Consider the following 22,578-nt stretch of genomic DNA (forward strand, 5'->3'; position numbering starts at 1 on the left):
ACAGGGTAATGAATTAAAATGATGAATTATATTAGTCACGCATCAAAAATGACGGGGCGTCGGTTGTCATTGGTGAGAACTTTGTTAACGGTGAGATCTCTGTTGACGTTGAGTGCGTTGTTATCTCTGTGTACTTTTAGCTACGCTTCTACGGCATCTAACGTTGTTACGCCTTCGATTAAAACAACAATCGAAATTCCTCTTCAAGGTGTGACGCTTGAGTATAAAGCTAACGTTCGATTGCTTCAGGTGTTAGACGACGCGAACGCTAGCGGCAGTATTGGTTATTTCCCCCTTTCAGCTCAACTGTTTGATACAACCCATACTGAAGCTAACGAATCTAATAAAGCTATCGAAGCCAAAAAGCGCAATGTATTTAACCAACTTGACGCTTTCTCGGTAGAAGAACCAGAAGCAACATCAGTAAAGCAACAATTAGCTTCTTTCCAATATCTCAATCGAGTTTTTATTGAGTTAGACCGCAATGCGGTTATCTCGCAATCAGATAAGAACCCATTACTTGTTTCAACTTCTCATACTAACAAGCCGTCAGACAGCCAAACTCAAGCCTTTTTCCTGTACTTACCACAACGACCAACATCTATTCAGTTGATGGGTGTAATGAAAGAGTCGGTAACAATAAATCTGATTGAGCATGGAACGTTGAATGATTATCTCGATGCATTGCCGGATGGCTTTATTGATGAATCTGCAGATAAAAGCGTGGCTTATGTTGTTCAGCCAGATGGCGTGGTACAAACCATTCAATATGCCTACTGGAACGAACAGCCGGTTTATTTAGCACCAGGTGCCATCGTATTTATGGCGTTTTACTCTTTGCCATCGGAATACTCAACGTTGAACCAAGATATTGTCGATTTGCTACGTCATAAGGTTGGCCTGTAATGCTGAAACAGAAATCATTCCCTCTATCGGCAGTGTGCACATCGGTTACCTACGCCTTGTTAGTGACCAGTAGTGTGTCGGCTTTTGCCGAAACAGCCATTGATTCCTCTTCGATCAGAGCAGAGAAATCATCATTCGACGACACAGAATACAGAACGTCGCAAATGAACTTTGGTGGTGTTGGTTTAATGCAAATGCCAACAGGCCGAATGGCGCCAGAAGGGGAGTTTAACTTTAGCGCTTCGTTTAATAACGAATACCATTTTTATAATGTCAGCCTGCAGGTGATGCCTTGGCTTGAAACCACGATTCGTTATACACAAGTGCAAGATCTGCTTTATAGCGGAGGTGGAGACCAAGATTGTTCACAAAACTCATTCAGTGGTTGTAACAAACTTGCTGACAAAGGCATCGACTTTAAACTGCGTTTAATCGAAGAAGGATACTACTTGCCGGAAGTGTCGGTAGGCGTGCGTGACTTCGGTGGTACAGGCTTGTTTGATGGCGAATTTGTTGCGGCCACCAAACGCTTTGGTCCTGTTGATTTTACCTTGGGCATGGCTTGGGGATACATGGGCACCAGTGGAAACTTCACTAATCCACTGTGCAAAGCCAGTGATAAGTATTGTGAACGTCCGTCTGATTTTAAAGGTAATGGCGGCAGTGTCGATTTTGAACGCTGGTTTAAAGGTGATGCTGCTATTTATGGCGGCTTTGAATACCAAACCCCTTATAAGCCGCTAACTTTAAAGCTTGAATATGATAGTAATGATTACTCTCAAGATTACCCAGTAGTACGTGGTGGTGTCGACATGACACAACACACGCCTTGGAACGTGGGTGCTGTGTACCGTTTCACTGATTGGGGCTCAGCGAAAGTCAGCTATGAGCGAGGCGATACTTTAACCCTTGGCTTTGACCTCTCGACTAACTTCAATGAAATGTATTCTGTGTGGCGAGATACTGAAACAGCAGAATTGCGCCCAAGCGACGTCGAGACGGTTGACGATATTGACATGGTGGCTCTCGCGGAAGAGCTTGAAACGATCGCTGGCTATGAACAAGCACAAATCTTGGTCGACGATAATAGTATTGTGGTAAAGGGCACTCAGGTTAAATACCGAGACAGAGATATCGCCCTTGAGCGCGGTGCGACCGTGATTGCCAATGCGGTACCGAGTTACATCGACACCTACAAAATCATTGAAAACGACAAATCGTTGGAACTCACCGAGACAACGGTAGATGCGCAAGCGTTCAAAGCGGCAGCTAACAATAGTTATCTCAATGCTCAAATCAGTGATGCAGCAAACACTCACGAATTAGAGCGCAAGAAATCCGTTATTTATCATGATGGGCGTGAACGATTCGATGTGTCGATTTCACCAAACTTAGCTCAATCGTTCGGTTCTGCTGAAAACTTCTACTTATACAGTTTGGGTTTATACACCAATGCTTCGTTCTGGGCGTTAAACAATGTCGAACTGTCGGGTTCGCTTTACGTTAACTTAATTGATAACTACGACAAGTTTAATTACGAAATCCCATCCGACGGCACTGACCAAACGCCAAGAGTAAGAACCTTGTTCCGCTCTTATGTGGATGATCCAGTTCGTTTAGACCGTTTACAACTGACTTGGTTTGAAGACTATGGCAGCGGTGTCTACACCCAAGCCTACGGTGGATACCTAGAGAGCATGTTCGCGGGTGTGGGTGGCGAAATCCTTTATCGTCCATTCAACCAAAATTGGGCGATTGGCGCAGACATTACGGCAATAAGCCAACGCGATCCTGAAAGCTGGTTTGGTACGTTTGATGAAGAGATCCAAGTCAACCCAGACGACAGCAGCCGAACGTACAAAGTGATTGATAAAGGCACGACGGGCTTCATCACCGGTTACTACACCCCACAATGGGATTTCTTGAGTGATACCTTGCTGAAAGTGGGCGTCGGTAAATTCCTTGCCGGTGATATCGGTACTCGTGTCGATTTCTCTAAACAGTTTAAGAGCGGCGTGATTGCCGGCGCATTTGTCAGCTTAACCGACATGACAACCGAAGAATACGGTGAGGGCAGCTACACCAAAGGCTTCTACGTATCGATTCCGTTTGATTTAGTCACCGTGAAACCAAGATCAAGCCGCGCAGGTTTTACTTGGTTACCGATCACGCGTGATGGCGGACAAGTGTTGAATAAACAGTACAACTTGTTCGATCAAACCGATGCTCGCTCACCTTGGTTCCAAAGACCGAGTAGCGTTAAGTAGATCGAAAGCAGATGCGGGTAACGAGTTGGCGGGATGCGAAGAGCGGGGAAAGAGCCGTTTCGAATAAACGAGTAACGAATAGCTTAAGACTTCGTGATATTAATTAGGCATAGCTTTTGGTTCTCCCCCTTGAACGCCGTTCGTTTTTGAACGGTGATGTTCATCAAAGGGGGGAGTTAGAGGGGGATGTTAATCTATGTGTTACCAACCCCTCTCTGCCTCCCCTTATGTTGGTATTTTCTGCCAAGCAACAGCTGTGATAAAGGGGAGGAGCTAAAAGCCCCCCACTATGGCTTTACCTGCTCTTCGTTAACTCGTATCTCGAATCCGCTCTTATCTACACTTAAAACCATTCAACTAGGTTGATAATAACCACAATTTGTGGATAATGCTTACGGATTAAACTAACCGTATGCAAGCGCACTTTATTGCTACGTTTTAGACAAAATACGCCTATTCAAATTCCATATTGATAGGGGCAGATTAACTACGCAGTGTGATGTCGCGGAATATCAAGGGGCGGTAGCGTTCCTATCTTTGATATTAAGATGGAAGCGAGATCACGGTAATGACTCTCCTTAACTCTCTTAAATACTGCGTAGCTGATAAAATTGTTTGTTCTAACTTCTTTGGGTGTCCTTTGGGATATCATGACACATTCCGTTTCTATGACTTGGTTAACATGAAGATTAATAAAAATCGTCTCCTTTTAGCGCTCCTTCCTGCATTGCTTGCAGGGTGTACTACTCCAGGAACTCACCTTTCTACTGGCAACAAGAATGTGATTCAGCCTTCAGAGGAACAGCAAGAATCTGATATCTCTGATGTGGTTAACCTTTACCCACTGACAGCTCAATCAGTATCGAGTTACCGAAATGAATCTTTATCAGTTTCCCAAGCTAACCCGACGTTAGATGTTGATATTGCAAAGTATGAATACCAAGTGGGCGTTGGTGACATCTTAAATATCACCATTTGGGATCACCCTGAACTGACCATTCCTGCTGGCTCTTACCGTAGTAGCACCGAAGCAGGTAACTGGGTTCATGCAGACGGCACCATCTTCTACCCATACATTGGTACAGTAGAAGTCGCGGGAAAAACCGTTCGTGAAGTGCGTACTGATATCGCAAGCCGCTTAGCTAAGTACATCGAAAGCCCTCAAGTTGATGTTAACGTCGCCGCTTTCCGCTCTAAGAAAACTTATATTACTGGCGAAGTGGCTCAACCTGGCCAACAGCCGATCACTAATATTCCTTTAACGTTATTGGATGCCGTGAACCGCTCGGGCGGTTTGTCTGAAAATGCCGATTGGCGTAATGTTTCATTAACGCGTAATGGCGTAGAAGAAAACCTCTCACTTTACGGTTTAATGCAACGTGGTGACCTAACTCAAAACCGCTTACTGCAAGCAGGTGACATTGTTCACGTGCCGCGTAATGATAAGCAGAAAGTGTTCGTGATGGGTGAAGTTAAAGAGCCTAAGTTATTAAAGATTGATCGCGTAGGAATGAGCCTGACGGAAGCGCTCAGTAATGTTGGTGGAATAAATGAACTGACAGCGGATGCAACTGGCGTGTTTGTGATTCGCACTTCGGATGATAAATCCGAACGTATGGCAGATATCTACCAGCTCAATATAGAAGATGTATCAGCATTGGTGATTGGCACCGAGTTTGATTTAAAACCTTACGATATTGTTTATGTTACCGCTGCGCCAATCAGCCGTTGGAACCGTGTTGTGGGACAGTTGCTTCCAACCATCAACGGATTTAATAACTTAACCGAAGGTGCATTGCGTATTCGTAATTGGCCTTAGGCTAAGATAGAACAGCAGTCAGGTCGCACTTCACGTGTGGCCTGATTTTTATGTTTAGTGGTGCATTTGGTTTATGAAGTGCATTCGGTTTGTAAGTATATTTAGTTTATAAGCCAATTACAGTTAGAAGTCAGTTATGTTTAATAAAATTTTAGTGGTCTGCGTGGGTAACATTTGTCGTTCCCCTACGGGAGAGCGCGTTCTTCAAAAATTACTGCCTAACAAAGAGGTTGCCTCTGCTGGCATCGCTGCTGAAAAAAGCCGTTTAATTGGCAAGCCAGCAGACGACACGGCGATTTTAATTGCCGCTGAAAATGGTGTTGATGTTGAAAATCATCAGTCGCAGCAAGTTACTCCACAGCTTTGTATCCAGTATGATTTGATATTGGTGATGGAGAAGGGGCATATGGAGGCGCTCACTCAAATATCACCGGAAGTGCGTGGTAAAACCATGCTATTTGGTCAGTGGATTGGCCAGAAAGACATTCCCGATCCGCACCGTCAAAGCCGTGAAGCGTTTGAATATGCTTACAAGCTGATTGACGAAGCGGCGCAAGCTTGGGCAAAAAAGCTGTAGGTTTAAAAATACCATAGGTTTAAATAGACAGCTTTTTAAATGTCATGCTCTAAACGTAGGCGTGGCTAAGCCACCAACAGAATCATATAAAAGAGAAGTACGCGGAGCGTATATATCGTCTCTTAAATAGCAATAATTTAGGAAGTAGCAATCTGATGACAACACAACCATCTCAGCAATCACACACAGATAATTCTGATGAGATAGATTTAGGAAAACTGCTTGGCATCTTATTAGATGCTAAATGGCTAATCATACTCACCACATTTGCTTTTGCTGTGTTTGGTATTGCGTTTTCCCTGCTTTCAACACCGATATATAAAGCCGATGCCCTAATTCAAATTGAAGAGAAGAGCTCTGGTGGTATTTCATCAATGGTTGGTGATATGGGCGAATTGTTCTCTCAGGAATCCTCTGCGACGACAGAAGTTGAGATCATCAAATCGCGTATGATCTTGGGTGAGACGGTTGATAAATTCAATTTAACCACCGTAACTTCTCCAAACTATGCGCCAATTGTGGGTAAAGGGTTCGCGCGCTTAACCGGCGACATCAACCACATTGTTGTGAGTCGCTTTACCTTGCCAAGTTATGCGAGCGATTACGGGCACACTATTCAGATTCTCGATGCAGAGCAAGGCACTTACCAACTGGTTCGTGACGATGAGCGCGTTATTTTGCAAGGCAAAGTGGGTGAGCTAGCAACATCCGATGATTACAGTTTGTTTGTGGCCGGTTTTGAATCGCATAACGGTTTTGTGTTCTCAATTGGTCAACGTAGCCGATTACAAGCTATCGAATGGTTGAAATCTTCTTTGTCTCTTTCTGAGCAAGGCAAGCAAACCGGTATTTTGAAGCTGAGCTTTGAAGGTGAAAACAAGCAGCAGATTTCTGGGCTACTTAACCACATTAGTCAAATTTACTTCTTACAAAACGTGAAGCGTAACTCAGCAGAAGCAGAAAAGAGCCTAGAGTTCTTAGAGAGTCACCTTCCGGGCATTAAATCTGAGCTAACTGGCTATGAAGACGTATTAAACAATTACCGTCAAAAGAACGAATCGATAGACTTGGGCTTAGAAGCACAATCAACTTTGAAGGTAATGGTAGAGCTTGAAGCGCAATTAAATGAACTGACGTTTAAAGAAAGTGAAATCAGCCAACGCTTCACTAAAGATCATCCAGCATATAAAGCCCTGCTTGATAAGCGTAAAACGCTACTGAGTGAGAAAGAGCGCCTAAACAAGCAAGTACAAAAATTACCGAAAACACAACGCGAAGTACTGCGTATGACACGTGATGTTGAAGTAAACCAACAGATCTACATTCAGCTTTTAAACAAGGTTCAAGAGCTGAGCATCATTAAAGCTGGTACCGTAGGTAACGTTCGTATTTTAGATGACGCGCAAGCCTATGCTCGCGCTGTAAAACCGAAGAAGTCATTGATTGTTGTATTAGCAACGCTATTGGGTGGCATGCTAAGTGTCGCGTTTGTATTAGTTAAAGCGGCGTTCCACCGTGGCGTTGAAAGCCCAGACCAAATTGAACAAATCGGCCTTCCGGTTTACGCAGCCGTACCAAAATCTGATTTACAAATTGAACTGACTAACCGCTTTAAATCGAAGAAAGTACAAACAAAAGGCGTTCAGGCACTGCTTGCCGAATCGAACCCTGCTGATCTTTCAGTTGAAGCACTGCGTGGCCTTCGTACCAGCTTGCACTTTGCGATGCTAGAAGCGAAAAATAACGTCTTGATGATCTCTGGCCCTGCGCCGGGTATCGGTAAATCATTCATCTCTACCAACTTTGCTGCAGTAGCTGCAAAAACAGGCCAAAAAGTACTGCTGATTGATGCCGATATGCGTAAAGGTTACCTACAACAAAGCTTTGGTGTGAACTGGGATAACGGCCTTTCTGATGTATTGAGCAGCAAGCAAGAGTTCGCTCAATCAGTGAAGTCGACGCCAATTGAAAACCTCGACATTATTACACGTGGCCAAGTGCCACCTAACCCATCTGAGTTGTTGATGCACCCACGCTTTGCAGAGCTAATGGAATGGGCTTCAAAAGAGTATGACTTGGTAATTGTCGATACCCCACCAGTACTCGCGGTAACCGATCCAAGCATCGTCGGCGCCTTCGCTGGTACTACACTAATGGTTGCTCGTTACGGCCAAAACACCATTAAAGAGATCGAAGTGGCTCGTAACCGTTTCGAACAATCAGGTATCGAAGTGAAAGGCGTTATCTTCAACGCCATCGAGAAGAAAGCATCAAGCTCATATGGCTACGGCTACTACAACTACGCATATTCGAGCGACAAGAAATAAAGTTAAAGAGCAGTAACGAGATGCGAGTAACCGGGTAAACGAAGAGCAGAAAGGCAGATGCGGGATACGAGTCATCGAGTATCGAAAAGATAAGAGCTAAATGGCAGATACGAAAAGCGCCGCTCTTCGCATCTGCTCTTTTAGCTCTTCGCATCTGCTCTTTTAGCTCTTCGCATCCCGTTTACCGGCTACTAGCATCTACTTTTTTATACCCCCCCCGTCAAATACAATCCAATCGCCGCTATCACCGGATAACCAAACGCTTCATTGGTCATTTCCTCTAATGGTTTCCAATCGTAACAATGCATACAACCCAGAATCACCATCACATGTAATGCCGCATAAGGAATGGTGAACAACACAATTTAGCGCTGTACCAACTTAAAAGGTTCATACGCTTTAAGCAGTGCCAGATTGTGCTTCGCTTTTTCTTCATCAGTAAAAAACATCGCATCTCCTGTGTTGGTGAGTGTATCTAACCCTTTGTTAATAGAAGACTGGCTCCCAAATATTCTCCCGAACAATGTCATGCTTCTCCTTGGTTTATTGATTGGCTTTGACCGTATGTATAGCCTTTGACTGTATAACCCTCTCGCTCTTCATCTCTGCTTTTCAGCTCTTCGAATCTCTCTACTCGTCACTCGCATCCGCACTTCCTGCTCTTCGCATCTCGTTTACCCGAATCCCGCATCTGCTTTTAGTCTCTTATCTTCATAACCGGACACGCCGTATTCACGCCCTAATCTTTATGCCCCTTAACATTCTGATCTGAAATCAAGAGCTGCTCTTGCAGTGCAGCTATTAAACCGAACAGTGCTTTACGCTGGGCAAGTGTGAAGTTATCTTCTGGTTGCAGTTCGGCGTTACAGCCGCCGATCATACAAACTCCAATGTTGCTCTTGTTGTGTCCTTTCACATGTGCGCCGGTTTGTGACAGTGGCCTACCAAGTTCGACATCCCCATTGCGACGAATAACAAAGTGATACCCGACATCGCGCCAGCCTCTCTTTTTATGCCATCGGCGAATCTCGGCTACGTCTACATCGTGCTGTGGCGGCGTGGCGCTACAGTGCACAGTGATAAAAGAATATGGCGGACAAAAAGGTAAGCGGAGTAAAACTGAAACCAAGCTTAGAGAATAGGAAGCAGGAGATAAGCAAGGCTCTTGTGAAGAAGTCCGCTCTTGCAAAACAGCAAGCGCTTCTAAAGGCTGGTGTGGAACTCTGTCAGTTGCTGGTGGAGTGTTTGACAAAATAAATCCTCGTGTTGTTGTAACCAAGTGACTAAAGACGTTGATAACGAACCTTTCAACTCTGGGTGTAATGCGACTTGCTGAATCAAACTGGCGGCTACGATTTTCGCATAACCGAGGTGGTGGCTTACATAGCGGAAATACATACGCAATAATCCAGTGGCTGGCTGCGTCGTGCTCGGCTGATCATCTAACAAATATCTTCATAACTAGGATTTTCAAAGCGAGCATCTTTAAAGAACAGATTTTCAAAACAAGCATCTTCAAAATCAGACTCTTCAAAGTGCAGGTCTTCGAAATGCTTATCTTCATAGTCCCTGTCCTCATAACCTTTGTCTTATAAAACCTAGCTTCACTGGTCTCGTCGCCATATTGGTCATCACATAGCAATATGGCGCGACTGAATGAGGGAGTTAGCACGGCACTCGACGCTCACCATACCGGGTTTATACGCTGAAATAAAAAGAGAAACTATCGCCTTCTTTAAGCACCTTATTGCTGCATGGGGAGGGCAATGTACTTCAACATTCTTGATTGGGGTTGGAGGTAATAACGCGAAAACGGAGGAACACAGAAAAGTGAGAGATGCTTCGAAGGTTATCAGTTTTGGTACTGCTCTTATTGCATATTGGTGAGAGTAAGCAGGAAAACACTTTTGTTACTTTTTATCCCGCCTCCCCTTCGCCCCCAAGGCCTAAAAAAGTGGTGTTAATAACTTGTTATGCACCGAATGGCTCTAGACAGATCAGCCCAATCACCAAATTAAGGGTAATAGATAGATCAAGGTAATCACTAGACCAATACCAATTAGCAAGGAGCGTTAACCATGTGTGTTTCTCTAATACTTTCTTTCATCTCATTAAAAACCGGCTCGCCGATCAGCAAGTTAGTACTATTAAAATTGGCCGATAATGCAGACGCGCGCGGCGTGTTTTCACCTTCGTTATGTTATTTAGCGCAATATTGCGAAGTATCGTTAAGAACCGTTAAACGACACATTAACGAGCTCGAAAAACAAGGCTTTGTGAAGCGGATAAAGCGGTTTGATGATTCAGGACATCAGCGAAACAACATATACCAGCTGCGCCTACTCAACGACAGCCATATTCAGCAGGCCGATCTAGACCAAGGTAAACAGAGCGACCTAGGCCAAACGAGTCAAGATAACGCCACTGTAGAACAAACAGACTTACCGTCAGCCTATCGTCCCCAGAAAAAAGAGGATGCACAGAAAACATATCATTCAGATACCCACCTGGGTGACTCAAGCTCCAACACGGAGAGTGATTACCTTGCACACATAATCTTTCATAAAGAACATAAAGCATATACTCCTTGTAAAACAGCCCCAATCTCTGCAACAGAAAATACCTTTGAAAAGCACCGCTCTTTGAAACCGCCCAGTTCTTGAAAAAGAGTTACGACAGCTCAAACCAATACCACCACTCCTGTAAGTCAACAGAATGAAACCGTGACTCACCTGCTTACCAAAGAAGGCAGCACACCGATTTATCATGAGTTCTACAAAATATTAGAATACACCTACCCAAAGTTAGATGTGCTGCAAGAATTGCATGCCATGCAAGCGTGGCTCTACATCAATCCCGACAAGCGTAAGCCTTTTGAGCACATTGACCATTTTGAGAATGGCAGACTAAGAAGAAGCGCCCAAGCTAAGACCAAACAAGGCTCTTTGCCTGCCTTTAAGCAATCAAGCTAGAAAGCAAGTCTCAACACCCCACGCCTGTCTCTCAGGGCCTAGCGGACTACCAAGCAGTGACCATTCACAGACTAAGCGCTAGTTAACACAGCCCAAAGCTTAGGAAAACCAAAGGCTAGGGCAGACCAAACTCGAATACAGACAAAAAACGTCAAGAGACAAAAGTAGAATTAGGAGAGGCAAAATGGACTATAGCAGCCTAAAAAAACTGACAACAAAAGAAAAAGTCACCATTTTTGAAAATGAGATAGCGAGAGTGGAAGGGCGCACCGACGAGTTCTTGAAACTGCTCGTTAACCACTATCCCAAAGGACTAACACGTACAGAAATTAAAGAAACTTTGGCGGTAAACAACAACCCAAGCTTCGTTTCGCTGTACAGAAACGGCGACATTTTTATTGATATAGAAAAGCGTTATTGCAATACAGCACAAGAAAACCGCTACCACATAGGGACTCAGCTTCTACAATACTTTCGCTGGATAAACGCGTGGTGAGAGGTTTGTCTAAATAGGGTAAATTTCAAACTGGCCAATATGCACTTACTTTGCTAGAATGCGCAGCAAATTAGAAACCGTATGAAAAACGCATAAACCTGAAGCACAGTGAAAAATTGCGCTTCATTGCCTGTAGGAGCCAAACCTAAGGGCGGTAGCGTACCCAAATGCAGATGGCCCGCCTAGTCTGCGCGTCAAATATATCTTCTTAAACGAAATTAAACATGCCGAGTAACCAAAAGCGTACTGAGGCATCTTGAGGTTTTTATACCACTAGGTTAAACGGAACCGAGTGAAAGGTCGAGGCCTCGAGAAAATAATTATTAATAATTAGGTTTTATTACTTATGAATATGTCGGTAGAAAATGCAAGAATTGCAATCATTGGTTTAGGTTACGTTGGGTTACCTTTGGCTGTAGAGTTCGGTAAAAAGTCGCCAACGATTGGCTTTGATATAAACCAAGTACGTATTGATGAACTGGCAATAGGGCGTGATAGCACACTAGAGTGCAGTGACAATGAACTTGCAGAAGCAACTCACCTTTCTTACACCGCATCTCTTGAAGACTTAAAAGAGTGTAATGTTTACATTGTGACGGTTCCAACACCGATTGATGAACATAAACAACCGGATCTAACACCGCTAATAAAAGCTTCTGAAGCATTGGGTACAGTGATCTCTGAAGGTGATGTGATCATCTATGAATCAACAGTATACCCAGGTGCGACGGAAGAAGACTGTATCCCAGTAGTCGAGCGTGTTTCTGGCCTTAAATTTAACCAAGATTTCTTTGCTGGCTACTCACCAGAACGTATTAACCCAGGTGACAAAGAACACCGCGTTACGAATATCTTAAAAGTAACAAGTGGTTCTACTCCTGAAGTTGCAGAATACGTTGACCAGCTTTACAAGAGCATCATCACAGCAGGCACACATAAAGCATCGTCTATCAAAGTAGCAGAAGCGGCAAAAGTGATTGAAAACACACAACGTGACGTCAATATTGCGCTTATCAATGAGCTTTCTATCATCTTCAACAAACTAGGTATCGATACTCTCGAGGTACTTGAAGCTGCGGGTACAAAATGGAACTTCCTTCCATTCCGCCCAGGTTTGGTGGGTGGTCATTGTATTGGTGTGGATCCTTACTACCTAACGCATAAAGCTCAAACTGTGGGTTATCATCCGGAGATGATCTTAGCGGGTCGCCGACTCAATGATGGCATGGGCCAATATGTTGTATCTCAGCTTGTGAAGGCAATGATGAAGAAACGTATCCACGTTGAGGGTGCAAACGTACTAGTGATGGGCCTAACCTTTAAAGAGAACTGCCCAGACTTACGTAATACTAAAGTGGTTGATATTGTCGCTGAACTTAAAGAGTACAATATCAATGTAGACATTGTGGACCCATGGTGTTCAAACGTTGAAGCTCAACATGAGTATGGTTTGACTCTATCTGAAGAACCACAACAAGGTGATTACGATGCAATCATTATGGCTGTATCTCACGATGAGTTTAAAGCAATGGGCGTAAATAAGATCCGCGCACTTGGTAAGCCAGCACATGTACTATATGACCTGAAGTACGTTCTAGACAAAGAAAGCGTAGATATGCGTCTCTAGTTTCAAATTAAAATTCAGGAGCCCAGGACAAGGACTCCTGAGTTTTATCATGAGGTATGAAAACTGCCTCTGTCCTGTGAGCCTAAATCTCGTCATTCTGAACAGCGAGAAGCGAGCGTGATTCAGAATCTACCGACATACCGCGCCCACCTTAACTATTAACGTTTATTCCCTCCACACGGAAAACATAATGACCAAATACGAACAAATCCAACAAGAGTTACTGGAATCACCAAAAATGTGGTTAGTAACTGGTGTCGCTGGCTTCATCGGCTCAAATCTATTAGAGAAGTTACTAAAACTCAACCAGACTGTAATGGGCTTAGACAATTTCGCAACTGGTCACCAACACAACTTAGATGAAGTTAAAAGCCTAGTATCAGAAGAGCAATGGTCTCGCTTCAATTTTTTGGAAGGGGACATCCGTGACCCCAAAGCCTGCCAGAAAGCCGTTCAAGGCGTTGATTTTGTGTTGCACCAAGCTGCCCTAGGTTCTGTACCTCGCTCTATCGCGGATCCACTTACCACGAATGCTGTGAACATTACCGGCTTTTTAAATATGCTAGACGCAGCGAAAGAAGAGCGGGTGAAAAGCTTTACATATGCCGCTTCTAGCTCAACATACGGTGACCATCAAGCACTGCCTAAAGTAGAAGAAAATATCGGCAATCCACTATCACCATACGCAGTAACAAAGTACGTAAACGAGCTTTACGCAGGCGTATACGCTAGCACATATGGGTGTAAGGCTATTGGGTTACGTTATTTTAATGTATTTGGCCGTAGGCAAGATCCAAACGGCGCTTATGCTGCTGTTATTCCCAAATGGTCCGCTGCCATGATCAAAGGCGAAGACATTTTCATCAATGGCGACGGCGAGACAAGTCGAGATTTCTGCTACATTGATAATGTCTTACAAATGAACATATTAGCAGCGACAGCGGAAAGTGTAGCAAAAGACGAGGTCTACAATGTAGCAGTTGGAGATAGAACGACTCTCAACGAGCTATTCTATGCAATAAAAAATGCATTGATTGAACATGGCTCTGAAGTTATGTCTGCTCCTATTTATAGAGAGTTCCGAGTTGGTGACGTTAGGCATTCACAAGCTGATATAAGTAAATCGAAACGATCGCTTGGTTATGAGCCAATCTATCGTATAAAACAAGGAATAAATAAGTCTATGCCTTGGTATTTAAATATGATTAATGAGAGTAAAAATGCAGAGTAATTTAATTGTTAGACCATCTAAACTAGAAGGTGACGTGGAATTATCGGGAGCAAAAAATGCAGTACTTAAATTATTAGCTGCATCAATATTAACCGATGAAGATGTAGAAATAAGTAACTTTCCTCACACACTCTCAGACGCTTTGATTCATTTGGAAATGCTAGAAGTATTAGGAAAAAAAACTACTGTAGATGTAGAAAGCAAACGTGTCTATATAACGCAAGAAAATGAATTATCCAATGAACTAAACTGGAGTGGTCGTTCAATTAGAAATACTCTTCTAATACTTGGAGCTGGTTTTGCAAAGCTTGGGAAAATGACCGTCCCACACCCAGGCGGGTGTAAGTTAGGTGATAGAAAGTTTGATATTCATTTAGCGATCCTTGAAGCGTTTGGTGGAGAGATTACTGAAACCGAAAACACGTTAAGTGTCGAAAGAAAAGGGCCTTTGAAGGGAACTGATATCCATTTACCAATGAGGTCTACAGGAGCTACAGAAAATGCTATATTAATAGCATCTTTAGCTAACGGTACCTCTAATATTTGGAATCCACATATTAGACCTGAAATTATTAACATGATTGAGATGTTAAACAATATGGGAGCGAATATTGTCGTTAAAGGCCAAGAGCGAATTATTGTACATGGAACAAGAAAATTAAAATCTGTTAAACAAAAAACTATTCTTGATAATATGGAGGCATTAACTTGGTGTGTTGGTGCGTTAATTACAGGCGGAACGGTTAAAATAGAAAACTTTCCTTTTGAACATCTAGAGCTTCCATTAATCTATCTTAGAGAATCAGGAGCAAATATTTATCGTAATGGTAATAGTGCGATAATCGCTCCTAGTGAAATCTATCCACTAGATATTAGTACAGGGCCTTATCCTGGAATAAACTCGGACATGCAACCAATTTTAGCCGCTTTTGCTGCTTGTGCTTATGGAGAAACAACTATCGTCGATCTTCGTTTCGTTGGAAGGTATGCTTATGCTGAACAATTTGAGAAACTGAATATTTCAACAGAAGTAAGAGATATGATGCTCAAAATTAAAGGTAATGGTAGAAATGCAATTATTGGAGGTGAAGTCGAGGCTACTGATCTAAGAGCAGGAATAGCATTAACACTTCTGGGACTTGCAAGTAAAAATGGTGAGACAAAAATATCTAACGCTTGGCAAATCGAGAGAGGCTATTGTGATATATGGTCAAAACTAAAAGCTTTGGGAGCTAATTTCGAGTGATTAAAGATGATAACGACATAGTTGAGTTGCTAAAATTTACTACTTGTAAAGTATATAAAGATGTTGATGTTAAGGATATCGCATACTGGAAGGTTGGAGGTGCATGTGATTTTATTATATATCCTCGATCTGTCAAAGATATAGAAGTCTCGATCAATGTATGTAAAAACAATAACTTGGACTATGAAGTTATCGGCAATGCTTCAAATTTATTATTTACTAGCTCTAAAATCTCAGGTGTTTTGATTATATTATCGGATGTCTTTGCATACATCAAGAAGGTTAGTGATAGTGAATTTGAAGTTGGTGCGTCTAGTTCTGTACCTTGGACTGCTTATGTTTTGGGTGCTAGAGGTTACCAAGGGATTGAACATTGTATCGGAATTCCTGGTACTATGGGGGGGTTAGTCTATATGAATGGGGGAGCACAAAGGAAAGCTATAGGAGATAACATCGTTAAAGTTAAAGCATTTTGTTATAAAACATTAAGTGTAGTCGAGCTTTATAATAGTGAATGTTTATTTTCATATAGAAGCTCAATATTTCAATCAGACGACTATTTAATCTTATCTGTTACAATTAATGTTGCTCGTATTAACAACACAAGGGCTTTGAAGGCTGAAATGTTAAGTACTTTGCGGGATCGTAGAAGTAAATTTCCCTTAGATTACCCTTCTTGTGGGTCTGTATTTCAATCAAAGACTAACGTTTTCGAAATGTATGGACCTCCTGGGAAAATTATCGAAGAGTTGGGTTTAAAAGGCCTAAGTGTTGGAGGGGCACAGATATCAAATAAGCATGCCAATTTCATTATAAACAAAGGTGATGCAAGTAGTGAAGATATTATTAGTTTAGTAAAAAGGGTTAGAGACGATTTTTATAAACTATCCAACCTAAAACTCCCAACAGAGGTCTATTATTTAGATGAATTTTTGAATAAATCAGCACTTTCAAATAAATTAGACAATGAATAGTTTTTATAAAAATCTAATTAAACTAATAACTAGTAGTTTAGCTAGTCGGTTAGTATTGTTAACTGCTATGCCTGTCATTACAAGGTATTATTCTCCTGAGGATTTAGGGAATCTTAATAGTTTTATCGCAATTGTTACAGTCGCAGTTTCTTTTTCTAGTCTTAGGTACTCAATACTAATACCTATAATGAAAACTTCAAAAGAGATGGTGAATTTAATATTTGCATGTTTTCTTTTTATTTTCTCATTCTTCTTTGTTTTTTTGTTCTTGTTTGCATTTTTTCATGATTATATTTTAGATGCTGTAAATATAGAGATTCCTAATTGGCTATGGTTTTTATTTCCTTTTGCTTTCTTGTTATATAGTGTTTTTGAAATATTTTCTTTATGGTTTGTAAAAGAAGCAAAGTTTAATTCTTTAGCTATTAATAATTTAATAGGCTCGGTAGTTAATGCTACACTGAAAATAATCAGTGGAATAATAGGGCTACCACCTGTTTTCCTTATTGTTTCGCATGTGTCTTCACAATTAGTACAATCATTAATGATGTTTTTTGTTTTTATAAAGAACATGTTTGGCTCGTTGCAAAATATAGATAGAGCTTATGCATTGCATCTGTTAAAAACCAACCTCGATGTCCCACTTTATCGATTGCCGTCTCAAGTTTTGTTGGTTCTTTCAACTAGTATTCCTGTTGTTTTTATACTTAATATATATGGTAGTAATTTGGCCGGACAATTTTCTCTTGCCTACTCAATGTTAAATATACCAGTCGGAATCGTTGGTAAATCAATTGGTCAGGTTTTTTACTCCGAAGTCGCACGTTTGGGCACTAGTAAAACAAGAAAAATTCGTATGTTATCCATTGGATTACTGAAAAAATTGTTTTTTTTCAGTCTCATCCCATTCGCTATAATTTATTTATTCGGTGAGGATATTTTTACTATAACATTTGGAACTGAATGGCAACTCTCAGGAGAGTTAGCTAGTATTATGTCAATCTATGTTGTTTCTAACTTGTTGGCGTCACCACTTATGTTTATATTGAATGTATATGAAAAAAATAACTGGTTTTTTTATATAAATCTTATGAGGTTTTCCGTTATTATTCTTGTCTTTGTTTCTTCTTATTATTTTTCACTTAGCGTTGAGGTTTGCCTATTTTTGTTTTCTTTAGGCTTGGCTTTTAGTTACTTTTTTAGTAGTTATTTGACTTTGAATTTATTAAAAACAAAAAGTATGGAGGCATAGTTTGACCAATAATATTAATGTTATGTTTGTTTCTTCTCATCTTGGGGATTTAGGGCCGAATAATCAACTTAGATATATTGTTACGAATATGCCCAAAGAGGTAAATTGTACAGTTTTAGTACTTGGTCGAAAAGTGGATAGTTATAACGAAAAATTAATTTCGAATAAATGTGAAGTCATTTATCTCAATACTAGTGGCTTGATGTCAATTCTCAAAGGAGTATACTTTTTAAAGAAGTATGTTAAGGAAAAGTCCATTGGAGTAGTTCATTCATCTGGATTTCGCTGTGATTTGTTGAGTTCGATATTAAGCGATGTAAAAAAAGTCGTCACGGTTAGGAATATGACCTTTTTGAATTGGAGCGAAAAAGGTCTAATTGGATGTATACTGGCTTTATTTCACCTTGTTACTATTAATCGATTTAACCAAGTTGTTTCTTGCTCAGAGGGCGTGAAGGAGCATCTTTCTCACTTTGGAATTAAATCTGAAGTTGTTGATAATGCCGTTCACTCTAGTGATTCTCATTTATACAAGGGTAACAACTTAAATAGACCTATTATTAATTTTGTAACGTGCTCCTCTTATAATCCGGGGAAAAATGTTTCGTTTTTGCTGCAAGAGTTTTCTAAGCGAGACTTTTATGCGGACAAAACACTCACTGTTATAGGCGGAATCGATAGCGGGTTGATGGGGCATTACCAAGGAGTTAAAAACATAAAGTTTCTCGGGCATGTGTCAAATATTTTTTCAGTTATAGCCGAAGCTGACTGCTTTTTGACAGCATCAAGACATGAAGGATTACCTAATATAGTCCTAGAATCGTTACTGGTTGAAAGGCCTGTGTTATTATCAAGAATCCCATCTCATTCATCAATTAATGAAAAGGTTCCTTCAGTCTCGGAGTTGTTTGATAATGATGATTCTAACGACTTAGAGCGTGCCATAAAAAAACTAGAGAAAAAGATTGTTAAAACGCATCCATCTTACTACCAAGAGTCTTTGAACACTCATTTCTCGGTGAGTACTATGGCACTAAATTATTCAAATATTTATAAAAGCATTATGGGGTGAGATGTGTGCGATTTTTCTAATAATTCAAGTTTGTCTAAACGCTCGGAGTATTATTTTGAGGGTAATTGTACTATAAGAGGGAATAATATCGATTCTATTGTAGACGCTAAGAGCAGTAATAAAGTCAACATAGATTCATTATATAGTATAATGCAAAGAAACTATATAGTTGGGGATGATACCCTAGTCAGTGGTGTTAAGAAAACGCCTTGGATGCATGAATATGATGCTGATAAGAAAGGCTTTGTTATCAGAAGTATACCTAAGCATGATAATAAAACCCTAGCACCAGAGAATGTGGCTAACTCTCTGAGGTGCCTTTTAAAAGAAGAAGCAATAAGTTTTTTAGAGGGGAAAAGCTCCGTAGGTATTTTATTATCTGGCGGTATGGATAGTAGAATAGTTGCTGGTATATTAAGAGAACTTCAAAACCAAGGGTTATATACTGGACGTATTGTTGCTTTGACTTGGGGAGCAAAAGGCACACGTGATGTGGTATATGCGGAACGTATTTCTAAGCTTTTTTGTTGGGATTTTGTTCACTTTGAACTAGATGCTGAAACTTTGTATAATAATATTACTTTGACGGCCGAAAGGGGCGCGGAATATTCACCCTTACACCTTCATGCAATGCATAATATATCTACTACTAGAGGGTTGGACGGTGTTTTAGCTGGTAGTTACGGAGACAGTATCGGTAGAGCTGAGTATTCTGGTCAGCATGTTACTAAAATCAAGAGTGTCTTGAGCATAGATTTTAACAAATTTGATTTACTCAATAGAAAAGCATTTCAGTCCTCTGAATCAAATATATTAGAAATCAATAAGGTATTTAAAGCTAAGTTTGACAGGAAGGCCCCATGGCAAGAGTATGAGTTAGAACGGCAAGGTCATTATATGAGACGCCAGTTAGGTGCTTGTATGGATGTGATAGATGATAATATTCCATTATATCAGATGTTTACGGCGTCCCCTGTGGTGGAATTGATGTGGTCATTAACCCCTTTGGTAAGAAGTAATGACATCTATACTAAACTTCTGGCTAGTTTACCTGGGAACCTCTTAACAATACCATGGGCTCGAAACGGGAAAATTTACCCTAACATTGGTTTGGAGTTGGACTCATTTGAATCATCACACAATCACTATGGAAAGTGGCTAAGACAGGATTGTAGTACAGATGTGCTAAATTTAATCTTTGATGGTACCATTGAGAATACTGGATTATTCAATATGCAAGCGCTAAAGCTGATATCTAATTCTTGGCTACAGAATAAAGCTTTAGTGAGCGACCGTTTAGATGAGAAGTTTTCATGGTTAGCATCATTTTCCATTTTTTCAAATCGATACAACCTACAGTATACAGAAGGCCATGCGAAAACTTGTGATCCCTATAGTAGTATATTTGCATTAAAGGGGAAGGCTTATACCGAGCTTTATCTTGCTTATAAGCATAGACTTAAAAGGGTTTAATAAAATATGTCTAAAAGATTGTTGGCATTCTTTTCATACACTCATGGTATGGGTGGGCATTGTGTTTCGATAACTACACTATACGATGAATTTAAAAAACACGGAGATGTTGAGTTAATTAATTTGGGGTTTTCAGAAAGTGCTCTAAATAGTATTAGGGATGGAAGGTTTTATAGCCTCAATGATAATACTACTTTTTCCATAATCAGATCTTTAGTTAAATATGTAAAAAGAGAAGGTTTTGATGAGATACTGTGCGTTGATACGGAGTCGTATAGCTATTTGCGAGTTGCTTCATTGCTCTGCAACATCAAAATCGTGCTAATAAAGGCAGGGGGGCCTAATCCATTAAGGTATTTCCCTTATTGTAACTCGCTCGTCAATTTTAGCGAAGAGAATGACAAGCATTTTAGAAAGTCCTCAAAATTCTCTAGAACATCGCTTTATGTTATTCCTAATCGAGTATCACCAAAAATATTATCAGAAAATAGTGAAATATTATCACGGTTGGCAGATGAATATTTCCTATGTATGCGTATATCAAGAATCGGTGAAAATTATCATGATAGTCTGCAGCTTACCTTAGATGAATTTAAAAGGATAAGGCTAGATTTTCCAGAGGAAAACTTACTGTTAGTTATAATCGGTGTAGTTGAAGACTCTAATATTTTAGATATGCTCCAAAAAAAGTCGGAATCAAATGTGGTTTTTCTTACTGATACAGTGCATACCTATATGAGTAGTAGATTTGTTCACTATGCAGACTTATATATTGGTTGTGGTAGAAGTGCTATGGAAGCGTTGTCGTTGAATAAGAATGTAGCAATTCCTTCGACACTTACTAATGAATTGGTTTTTTTTAGAAAAGAAACTTCGAAAGATATCGCCTATGCTAATTTCTCCCCTAGAGTAAGAGGTGCGGTAGCCAATAATAGATCACTTATTTTGGAAAATAATAATTTTTCTAAGTCTTACTTTAATGACCATTTATCAGTTGAGCGGGCTCCTGAACTTTATCGTCGTGTGTTTGATTACGCAAAACCAGAAACGTTTAATAGTGCTTTCGATATATTACTAGGTCTAGGTGTGACTCTATTTAAGTTATTCAGATTTAAATTGACAAGGTAGAGAAATGTTATATTTACCCCTCCTTTTTTTTATAGCTTTCTCTGTTCCATCTTCAGCAATTTCTGTCGGATCTATAAATTTAAGGCTAGACGATCTAATTATTTATTTTTTCTTTGTTGCAAATATTAGAGAATGTATTTATCACTTCAATAAGTTAATAAATAGCTTTGATTATGCAATATTTAGTGTTCTTTTCGTTTATGCAACATTGTCGCTTTTTTTTGTTGCATTAATTCATCCCGAAAAAATATCTAACTATTATCTTTTCAAGTTTTTGGGATCACTACCTCACCTATTTGTTTTACCTGTGTGGTTGATGAGTGAACGTTATCGAAGAATGTTACATATAGGGGTTGTCTTTTCTGCAGTTGTTTTTTCTTTACAAGTCTTTTTCTACTTAAACCAAATAAATCTCGCTGATATGAAAACATCAGCATCTATTAAATCAGCTGCATCATTCGGCAGTTTAAATCCTAATGCAGTTGGAACGTATGCATTAATAATTTTTATATATCTGGTTATATTGAATTTTTCCAACACCAAACTTGAATCTTGGATGAAGAAGATTTCTTTTTTTAGTCTTATATTAATATCACTAGTTCCCTTTGCTGTATTTACGAGAGCCAATATAGGAGCAATGTTATTTATAATGCTCATGAGCTTCGTCTTTACGTTTAATAGGAAACAAAAAATATATTCTTCATTGGTTTTTATTAATATAGGTATTATTTTTTCTGTAGCATATTGGGATTACCTAGAAGGCTATATATTAGGTGCGTTTGATATTGATTTTTCTACAGGGGAAGGGACGTCATCAAGAACATTTCTTTGGAAACAAGCACTTGAATTAGTTGATATCTATCCTATCTTTGGTCACGGTATGACTAGTGAAATCTATACATATAAAAAATATTTCCAAGGGCAGATGTCACATAGCATAGTTTTTAGGTATTGGATCGAACTAGGGGCTGTTGGTCTTTGCTTATTTTTATTTTCATACGCTCAATTTTTTACAAGTAAAATATATAAATTTTTGAGAACTGGAAGTAATCTATATTTACAACAAGCTATATGTATGACCGGTTTTTTTGTTGCAGATATTTTTGGTCAGATTCAGTATTTTGATAAATTACACTATATGATTCTTTTTATCACAACCATTAATCTTAAATCTAGGAATACAAGGTTGTGCCATTAAATATTATGTTTTT

16 protein-coding genes and 3 pseudogenes are annotated in these 22,578 nt (G+C 40.1%); 16 read left to right on the forward strand and 3 right to left on the reverse strand.

What is annotated here, in order from left to right:
- The first annotated feature begins 18 nt into the window (after positions 1–18).
- The 5 genes from L1D37_RS11700 (at position 19) to L1D37_RS11720 (ending at position 7,896) form a co-directional block, all read left to right on the forward strand.
- Positions 19–906 (forward strand): capsule biosynthesis GfcC family protein, encoded by an 888-nt coding sequence (locus tag L1D37_RS11700; protein ID WP_239847990.1) that lies wholly within the window; start codon positions 19–21, stop codon positions 904–906.
- Positions 906–3,173: a YjbH domain-containing protein gene (locus tag L1D37_RS11705; protein ID WP_239847991.1), complete on the forward strand. Its 2,268-nt coding sequence runs from the start codon at positions 906–908 to the stop codon at positions 3,171–3,173. Before L1D37_RS11700 ends, L1D37_RS11705 begins: the two co-directional genes overlap by 1 nt.
- Before the next feature lie 682 nt (positions 3,174–3,855).
- Complete coding sequence (locus tag L1D37_RS11710) at positions 3,856–4,992, forward strand: polysaccharide export protein (protein ID WP_239847992.1); 1,137 nt, start codon at positions 3,856–3,858, stop codon at positions 4,990–4,992.
- A 136-nt stretch (positions 4,993–5,128) separates the two neighbouring features.
- A complete protein-coding gene (locus L1D37_RS11715) occupies positions 5,129–5,569 on the forward strand; it encodes a low molecular weight phosphotyrosine protein phosphatase (protein WP_239847993.1) in 441 nt (146 codons plus the stop codon).
- 155 nt (positions 5,570–5,724) lie between these two features.
- Positions 5,725–7,896 (forward strand): polysaccharide biosynthesis tyrosine autokinase, encoded by a 2,172-nt coding sequence (locus L1D37_RS11720; RefSeq protein WP_239847994.1) that lies wholly within the window; start codon positions 5,725–5,727, stop codon positions 7,894–7,896.
- Between the two features lie 206 nt (positions 7,897–8,102).
- Here L1D37_RS11720 and L1D37_RS11725 read toward each other — a convergent pair.
- From L1D37_RS11725 to L1D37_RS11735, 3 genes and pseudogenes are all read right to left on the reverse strand, one after another.
- Positions 8,103–8,426: pseudogene (locus tag L1D37_RS11725) on the reverse strand (hypothetical protein).
- 209 nt (positions 8,427–8,635) lie between these two features.
- A complete protein-coding gene (locus tag L1D37_RS11730) occupies positions 8,636–9,148 on the reverse strand; it encodes an N-acetylmuramoyl-L-alanine amidase (RefSeq protein WP_239847995.1) in 513 nt (170 codons plus the stop codon).
- Positions 9,100–9,521, reverse strand: a pseudogene (locus tag L1D37_RS11735) (hypothetical protein). The gene L1D37_RS11730 and the pseudogene L1D37_RS11735 overlap by 49 nt, the downstream one beginning before the upstream one ends.
- A gap of 453 nt (positions 9,522–9,974) precedes the next feature.
- On the opposite strand from L1D37_RS11735, the pseudogene L1D37_RS11740 reads away from it, so the two are divergent.
- The 11 genes and pseudogenes from L1D37_RS11740 to L1D37_RS11790 all read left to right on the forward strand — a co-directional run.
- Positions 9,975–10,924 (forward strand): annotated as a pseudogene (locus tag L1D37_RS11740) (helix-turn-helix domain-containing protein); the annotation flags it as partial.
- A gap of 128 nt (positions 10,925–11,052) precedes the next feature.
- The gene (locus L1D37_RS11745; RefSeq protein WP_239847996.1) at positions 11,053–11,364 is read left to right on the forward strand and encodes a hypothetical protein; all 312 of its coding nucleotides are present in this window, start codon (positions 11,053–11,055) and stop codon (positions 11,362–11,364) included.
- Positions 11,365–11,710: 346 nt separating this feature from the next.
- Positions 11,711–12,991 (forward strand): Vi polysaccharide biosynthesis UDP-N-acetylglucosamine C-6 dehydrogenase TviB, encoded by a 1,281-nt coding sequence (gene tviB, locus L1D37_RS11750; RefSeq protein WP_239847997.1) that lies wholly within the window; start codon positions 11,711–11,713, stop codon positions 12,989–12,991.
- Positions 12,992–13,181: 190 nt separating this feature from the next.
- Positions 13,182–14,222, forward strand: coding sequence for an NAD-dependent epimerase/dehydratase family protein (locus L1D37_RS11755; protein ID WP_239847998.1), 1,041 nt, complete (start codon positions 13,182–13,184; stop codon positions 14,220–14,222).
- Positions 14,212–15,468: a UDP-N-acetylglucosamine 1-carboxyvinyltransferase gene (locus L1D37_RS11760; RefSeq protein WP_239847999.1), complete on the forward strand. Its 1,257-nt coding sequence runs from the start codon at positions 14,212–14,214 to the stop codon at positions 15,466–15,468. Before L1D37_RS11755 ends, L1D37_RS11760 begins: the two co-directional genes overlap by 11 nt.
- The gene (murB, locus tag L1D37_RS11765) at positions 15,465–16,442 is read left to right on the forward strand and encodes a UDP-N-acetylmuramate dehydrogenase (RefSeq protein WP_239848000.1); all 978 of its coding nucleotides are present in this window, start codon (positions 15,465–15,467) and stop codon (positions 16,440–16,442) included. Before L1D37_RS11760 ends, murB begins: the two co-directional genes overlap by 4 nt.
- The gene (locus L1D37_RS11770; protein ID WP_239848001.1) at positions 16,435–17,694 is read left to right on the forward strand and encodes an oligosaccharide flippase family protein; all 1,260 of its coding nucleotides are present in this window, start codon (positions 16,435–16,437) and stop codon (positions 17,692–17,694) included. Before murB ends, L1D37_RS11770 begins: the two co-directional genes overlap by 8 nt.
- Position 17,695: 1 nt before the next feature.
- Complete coding sequence (locus L1D37_RS11775; protein ID WP_239848002.1) at positions 17,696–18,766, forward strand: glycosyltransferase; 1,071 nt, start codon at positions 17,696–17,698, stop codon at positions 18,764–18,766.
- A gap of 3 nt (positions 18,767–18,769) precedes the next feature.
- Positions 18,770–20,239 carry an asparagine synthase-related protein gene (locus L1D37_RS11780; protein WP_239848003.1) on the forward strand — a complete coding sequence of 490 codons (1,470 nt, stop codon included), beginning with the start codon at positions 18,770–18,772 and terminating at the stop codon, positions 20,237–20,239.
- Positions 20,240–20,245: 6 nt separating this feature from the next.
- Positions 20,246–21,367, forward strand: coding sequence for a hypothetical protein (locus L1D37_RS11785; RefSeq protein WP_239848004.1), 1,122 nt, complete (start codon positions 20,246–20,248; stop codon positions 21,365–21,367).
- A gap of 4 nt (positions 21,368–21,371) precedes the next feature.
- Complete coding sequence (locus L1D37_RS11790; protein WP_239848005.1) at positions 21,372–22,565, forward strand: O-antigen ligase family protein; 1,194 nt, start codon at positions 21,372–21,374, stop codon at positions 22,563–22,565.
- The last annotated feature ends 13 nt before the right edge of the window (positions 22,566–22,578 follow it).

The organism is Vibrio sp. Isolate33 (genome assembly GCF_022397895.1).
GTDB lineage: Bacteria > Pseudomonadota > Gammaproteobacteria > Enterobacterales > Vibrionaceae > Vibrio > Vibrio pomeroyi.